Source organism: Bacillus sp. AFS037270 (assembly GCF_002585305.1).
In genome coordinates this window covers 1-6,377 of the sequence record NZ_NUNF01000092.1, presented here as the reverse complement: position 1 = coordinate 6,377, position 6,377 = coordinate 1, and the positions used below count along the sequence as shown (strand labels likewise).

At 39.5% G+C, this 6,377-nt stretch carries 6 protein-coding genes and 1 other annotated feature; of the genes, 1 reads left to right on the top strand and 5 read right to left on the bottom strand.

Going from position 1 to position 6,377, the window contains the following annotated elements:
• Positions 1–119: 119 nt before the first annotated feature.
• The 3 genes from COD92_RS29535 to COD92_RS29525 form a co-directional block, all read right to left on the bottom strand.
• Positions 120–1,376, bottom strand: a complete 1,257-nt coding sequence (locus COD92_RS29535; RefSeq protein WP_098531722.1) for an aminopeptidase — start codon at positions 1,374–1,376, stop codon at positions 120–122.
• Between the two features lie 135 nt (positions 1,377–1,511).
• Complete coding sequence (locus COD92_RS29530; RefSeq protein ID WP_098531721.1) at positions 1,512–3,620, bottom strand: MMPL family transporter; 2,109 nt, start codon at positions 3,618–3,620, stop codon at positions 1,512–1,514.
• Between the two features lie 109 nt (positions 3,621–3,729).
• On the bottom strand, positions 3,730–4,305 hold the full coding sequence (locus tag COD92_RS29525; protein ID WP_098531720.1) for a TetR/AcrR family transcriptional regulator: 576 nt from the start codon (positions 4,303–4,305) through the stop codon (positions 3,730–3,732).
• Positions 4,306–4,793: 488 nt separating this feature from the next.
• On the opposite strand from COD92_RS29525, the gene COD92_RS29520 reads away from it, so the two are divergent.
• Positions 4,794–5,366: a TetR/AcrR family transcriptional regulator gene (locus COD92_RS29520; protein WP_098531719.1), complete on the top strand. Its 573-nt coding sequence runs from the start codon at positions 4,794–4,796 to the stop codon at positions 5,364–5,366.
• Between the two features lie 40 nt (positions 5,367–5,406).
• Here COD92_RS29520 and COD92_RS29515 read toward each other — a convergent pair whose 3' ends face one another.
• Positions 5,407–5,664: a hypothetical protein gene (locus COD92_RS29515; protein ID WP_098531718.1), complete on the bottom strand. Its 258-nt coding sequence runs from the start codon at positions 5,662–5,664 to the stop codon at positions 5,407–5,409.
• Positions 5,665–5,763: 99 nt separating this feature from the next.
• Complete coding sequence (locus COD92_RS29510; protein ID WP_098531717.1) at positions 5,764–6,018, bottom strand: alpha/beta-type small acid-soluble spore protein; 255 nt, start codon at positions 6,016–6,018, stop codon at positions 5,764–5,766.
• Between the two features lie 102 nt (positions 6,019–6,120).
• Positions 6,121–6,334: a binding site (T-box leader), on the top strand.
• Positions 6,335–6,377: the final 43 nt, after the last annotated feature.

Below are 6,377 nucleotides of genomic sequence, written 5' to 3'. Positions count from 1 at the left end.
GCTACAGAAGGCTATCGCTTTCTGTACGCATTAAGGGCGACTAGTCTTTGACCCTGCTTTCGCTGGCCAGTCGACAAGTCGCCCTATAACGGGGCTGACCAAGGCGCTTGCGCTTTTCTTTAGAATGCCCAGTCGCCGTTACGGAAGATCGGAACAATAGTGCCATCCTGCTTAATCCCATCAATATTCATTTTGTTAGAACCAATCATAAAGTCGACATGAACAGTAGAAGTGTTCATACCATGTTTTAATAATTCCTCTTCGCTCATTTTCGTACCGCCCTGTATGGTAGTAGGGTACGCTGATCCAATGGCTAGGTGGTTCGAAGCATTTTCGTCATAAAGAGTAGTAAAGAAGGTAATTCCAGATTGAGAAATAGGTGATGGGTCTGGAACTAAAGCAACTTCACCCAGGCCAGTACCGCCTTCGTTGTCAAAAACGAGTTTCTTAATAGTTTCATCGCCCTTTTCAGCGGAAATGTCAACAATTTTTCCCTCTTTAAAGTGTACTTCAATACCTTCGATTAACGTACCAGCATAGCTAAGCGGTTTGGTGCTGCGAACGACACCATCCATACGATGGGTATCTGGAGCTGTGTAAACCTCTTCCGTCGGCATGTTAGCGATAAATTCCTCCCCTTTTGGATTACGGCTTTCCGCGCTCATCCAAATATGATTCTTTGGAAGTCCTAACGTCAAATCGGTACCAGGAGCTGTGTAATGCAGAGCATCAAACTGGATTTCATTTAATTTTGCTGCTTTTTCATTCAATGTCTGTTTATGTTCATCCCATGCAGCAACTGGATCGTCAGCATATACACGGCAAGTTTTAAAGATTTGATCCCAAAGAGCATCTACTTGTTCTTCTGAAGTAGCTAAGTCAGGGAATACTTTAGCCGCCCAGCCAGCCCCGGCAGCTGCGGCAACGGTCCATTTCAGCTCATCGTTTTGTGTTGCCACACGTTGTGCCTTGAATGCTTTCCCTGCTTTATTTTGATAGGCAGCTATTTTAGCTGGATCCACCTCATTTAATAGCCCAGGATCACTTGATACGATCGAAAGCCGGCTAACACGATGATTTAAAACATGGTCTTCGGATTCTTGAATTTCATAGTCGGGGATGTTGGTTAACACTTCTACTGGTTGATGTAAGTAGTTCAGTTTACTGATTTCGTCATCAGACCATTTTACGATTACTTTTTCAGCACCTAGTGCATAGGCTTCTTTAGTGATATAACGAGCTAAAGGAGCCTGGTCAACAGTGATGGTCATTTTAACCCAATCGCCAGGCTGAACATTGATTCCTTTGGCAACAAGTAGTCTAGCATATTTATGTAGATTTTCTTCAAAGTTAGGAAGCACTTTGTTTTCCTCCATTCATTTACTTTCATTCACTATACTAGCATAGTATACGAAAATTTCCTGAAACTAAGTCCTGTCTGGAGCAAGCTTTATTAGTAAAAAAGGCCAGTCTTTCAATAAAGAAAGGCTGGCTCTGTTATAGCTGGAGACCTACTTACTCTCGCTTACCTTTTTATCTTTTTCCAATAAAATAATTAAACCCGGGAGTAAGATGCCTCTAATTAAGAAGGTATCAAGCAAAATCCCGACAGCAACAATAAATCCAAAAACAAATAATAATTGAATTGGCTGAGTCATCAAGACCGCAAAGGTTGCAGCAAGAATGACACCTGCAGATGAGATTACCCCACCTGTGCTTGCAACGGAAATTTCCACTGCTTCCTTAACGGAATGTCTCTTTTGTTCCTCTTGGAATCTTGAGATTAACATAATATTATAGTCAATTCCAAGAGCCACCAGGAAGACAAACGCATAAAGGGGCACCCGGTCACTGATAGTGCTAATATCAAAGAACAGACTGCTTAAGAACATCCCTAAACCTAGTGCAGCAAGGAAGGAAATTAAAATGGTACCCATCATATAAATAGGCATCTTAAACGACTTAGTTAAGATAATTAACATGGCAAAAATCAAGACCGTCTCAAGGAGAACAATAACAATTACATCACGATTATTAGTCGCACGGTCATCCACTTTGACAGCCGTTTCTCCGGCAAAATAAAGCTTCCCGTCCACACCACTGTCGTCTATTATGTCTCCAGATTTATTAATAATCTTTTCCATCGCATTAATGGTCGTAATAGAATATGGATTTCCCTTAAATGTCACGCTGTAATTTATCACCTTTTGGTCCTCAGTATAGCCATTTATACGTACACTGCTGACAAGCGGCTGATCCGAGAGGACCGTTTGTAATTGCTTTTGCTGCTCAACTGTGATGGGATTTGGCGACTCCAATAGAACCGTCGTTGGAGCGAGGTCGCCTTTTTCAAACTTTTTCTCCAGAATTTCATAGCCTAATCGTGACGGCATATCTTTCGGGAATGACTTCATGGTGTCAAATTCATATTTAAGATTAAACATATTACTTGCAGCAATGAGTAGCAAAACACTGATGACAGCAACGGAGAGACCTGGTTTTCTTGCAACAAAACGTCCCGCTTTACTCCATAGGGAATTTTGATTAACTGCTGCATCTCCTACCTTTGGAACCTTAGGCCAGAAGGACTTTCTGCCAAAGAGGGTAAACAAGGCCGGAACGAGTGTAATCGAAGCCAGCATAATAATTAGCATCGTAGTGGCGAAGGTTGGAGCAAAGTTATGATAATCCCCCGACTTAGCAAAAAATAACACAAGCATTGCTGCTAAAACAGTTCCCCCTGAGAAGAAAACGGGAGTACCTGTTTCCCTCATCGCTTCCTTCATGGCATCATATTTATTCTCATAAACTTTCAGCTCTTCACGGTAACGTGAGAAAACAAATAGCGAATAATCAATAACGGCGGCAAAGAGCAAAATCGACATAATGGATACCGTTTGACTGCTCATCACAAGTCCTGCTTTACCCATCAATCCAAGTGTTTGAGACACAACTTCATAGACAAAGGCTGCGGCAAGGAGTGGTATGAGTGCCAATAATGGCGAGCGATAAATAACAATTAATAACACAAGGATTAAACCAACTGTAGAGAAGATAAGGACTAAATCTGCCCGTGAGAAAAGGTCAAGCGTGTCCGCTGCAATCCCTGCGGGTCCTGTCACATACAATTTTAAATTCGTTGTTTCTTTTGTAATTCTTGTGATTTCGTCAATCGACTTTTTTATTTCCTTTGTTTCTAAAGATGAATCAAAAGTTAAAGGAATTATGGCAGTCGTCTTATCAGCGGAAAAGAAGCCAGCTGCGGCCTGGGGAGGTAATGCTGATAAAGAGACTAATTGCTGTACGCCTTTAACTTTTTCACTATTAACCTGATCAAAAAGCTTAGTAAGGTCGGCTAGTTTGATCTCACCTTTACTAGATTGGAAGACTAAAATGGCTGGAATTCCATCATTATCCTTAAAATAATGGTCCACTTTCTTTTGAGCAATAACGGATTTTGCATCATCTGGAAGGGTATCTATCTTAGAAACCTCATAATCTCTCACACTTGGAGCAAAGACCGCCAAAAGGACGGTAACAAGCAACCAGGCAGAGAGCGTAATCCACATTCCTTTTTTAGTAGTAACACGATCAGTAATGGCTTTTAGAAATGTTTTCATTTTGTACCCCTTTCTATAATTAGTGAGCAAAGTGACACATTTGTCACTTTGCCGAAAAAAAAGACACCTTTATCACCATAATTATCTGTTAAAGTGACAGTAGTGTCAATTACTCATTTCTTAACATTCCATGACGAATCATCTCTTTAATCGAGCTAACCCATTGTGGATGGGGAATTCCAAAGTGATTCGGAATCATAATCGTTTGAAAAATAAATCCAAGTATTAACGGATCGGGTAGTGTCTCCTTCAACTTTAATTCCTGTCTGCCTAAGGAGATGAATCCCTGTAGATGGTGATACATATTCAAATGCTGCTTTTCCAGCTTTTCATGGTTTTCCTTGACCTTTTGATTTCCATTGATGGGAATCCTGCGTCCTAATTCAATCATATGCGGGATGGTTGAATTCTTGAATATAAGATCGATTAAAAAATCAAACTTTGCATCAAATCCATTTACTGATTCAATGTCTTTTAATTCAGTGAGAAAATGCTCCATCTCATAGAGCATATAATCTGTAATGAGCTCTTCTTTATTTTCATAATACTTATAGATGGCCCCTCTAGAGATTTCCAATTGTTCAGCCAAGAGGCTAAACGAAAATCCCTCATACCCATGTGTTAAAAGCATTTGTTTTGTAATTTGAAATAAATCCTCTGTTGAGAATTTGCGTTCTCGTGCCATATACTCACCCCAAACATATTATAGTCGATTGTGAGAGCAATGAACATTCTCGCAAAGTGATAGACTTGTGAACAAAGAAACTGGTTTGCGGAAAAAAACAACTTTTAAAGAAGGAAAAAAAATTAACTAAACGTTTGATTGATTTTTTAAAGCGGTTCAAAAACTAACTAAACGTTTGATTAAATGAGGCTGTATCTACAGGTAAAGGCTTTTTGAGTACTAATCAAACGTTTAGTTAAACCTATAAATAGAAGGGTGGTAGCCCCATTAGCAGATATTCGATTGAGGAATTTATCAAACAAACGAGCAAGAAGATAAAGGGGAAGGTTTATTTGAATTAGAGACACTAATCCTTTCATTAATTTGAAAGGTTTTTTTAGTATGGGAAAGACTAATTTCTCATCCGTTTGAAACAAATCATAAGCTATGATATATTAAAATTAGGAATTGACCAGAAAACTAATTTAGTCAAAAAGGAGGACCGAAACATGGCTCCCGATAGAAGAACAATGATCATAGAAGCAGCAACAAAGTCTTTCTCGTTATTCGGCTATAAAGCCACCACCATGGACCAGGTAGCAAGGCTCGCAAATGTTGGTAAAGGAACAATTTATACCTTTTTTAAAAATAAAGAAGAACTTTTTGAAGAAATCATATCTAAATTAGTAAAAGAAATGATTGCCGAGGCTGAGGCCGTCATCGACAAGGGATTACCATTTACGGAGAACGTCCACCGGGCCCTGACCCGATTATTAGCCTTTCGTTCTCATCACCAGTTGATGATCAAGCTTGTCCAAGAAGAAGCAGAAATGGGGACATTAGCGGTATCCGAAATGTTGAAGCATGTAGAGGATGAAATTATTGCATATTTAAGACAAAAGATTGAAACTGCAATTGCAAAAGGAGCCATTCCACCTGCAAATACGGAAGTAATCAGTTTTCTATTGCTAAAAATGTACATAGCCCTTGTCTCTGATTGGGAAAGAAATCATGACCCATTGAGTTCCGATCAAATTGCCGACGTCATGAAAATTTTTCTGTTACGAGAGGGGGCAAAATAAGAACAGACTTGTGTCAGGCGCACAAGTCTGTTTGTGTATTTTAATAATAAAATTGATGTGATGATCGGGAAACCGGTGCTTTCCGTTTACTTGCAAGTGTATACTCTTCCATTAATCCCAAAAAGATTCCAAGTAAGAAAAGGACGACTGAAGAAGCGGTTAATCCGATACCCAATCCAAGGGTAAGTTTGTAACCGTTTTCAAAAATACTGAATAAAAGAAAAATGAATCCGAATCCCCCAAAGTAGGCTGATGCCGTTTTAAAAGTTTGTAAATTCTTTACATATTTCTCATTCATATTCACCAACTCCTTATACTGAATATTCTACCAATTGTCACAGAATTGTCAAACTTTTTTTAAAATAATATAGGAGCCTTGACAAATGGCTCCCTTCGTCTATTGCCTTTTACTTAAGTTTTCTTGTGCCATTTTAACCAATTCGCGAACCATACTGCCGCCGAGCCTTCCGCCAACCTTCCCAGCTTGTTCAGAGGTCAGCTGGCCGTTATATCCCTTTTTTAAAGGAACACCAACCTCCTCGGCCGCTTCAAATTTAGCATCCTCAGGACTTCCAGATTGAACAACTCTTGCCTTCAAGGCATCTAATCCATTCCGGGCTTCCGGAACAAGTATTTTATTTCGTCTGGCCATAAAAATCCCTCCTTTAACAATAAGGTTCCCTAATGAAAAAAATAATCAACACCTATGGATAAATCCTAATCTTTCCAGTATAATAACTGATAATCTAACTGGAAAAAGTCAATGAAAAAGAGAGTAGTTATCTGGGAAGTTATAGCGAGTCAGGGACGGTGAGAGCCTGACATGGAACAGATAATGAAACGCACTTTTGAGATGCAAGCCTGAATAAAGTAGGGTGAGGCCGGAGAATCCTCCGTTACAAAAGAAAGCTGGTTCTTTGTGAACAATTAGAGTGGTACCGCGGGAAAACCAAACTCTCGTCTCTTATATAGAGGCGGGAGTTTTTTATTTTGAGATAAGAAAGTATAAAA

Coding starts and splice junctions, on each gene's coding strand:
- COD92_RS29535 (WP_098531722.1), bottom strand. CDS start 1,376: ATGGAGGAAAACAAAGTGCTTCCTAACTTTGAAGAAAATCTACATAAA.
- COD92_RS29530 (WP_098531721.1), bottom strand. CDS start 3,620: ATGAAAACATTTCTAAAAGCCATTACTGATCGTGTTACTACTAAAAAA.
- COD92_RS29525 (WP_098531720.1), bottom strand. CDS start 4,305: ATGGCACGAGAACGCAAATTCTCAACAGAGGATTTATTTCAAATTACA.
- COD92_RS29520 (WP_098531719.1), top strand. CDS start 4,794: ATGGCTCCCGATAGAAGAACAATGATCATAGAAGCAGCAACAAAGTCT.
- COD92_RS29515 (WP_098531718.1), bottom strand. CDS start 5,664: ATGAATGAGAAATATGTAAAGAATTTACAAACTTTTAAAACGGCATCA.
- COD92_RS29510 (WP_098531717.1), bottom strand. CDS start 6,018: ATGGCCAGACGAAATAAAATACTTGTTCCGGAAGCCCGGAATGGATTA.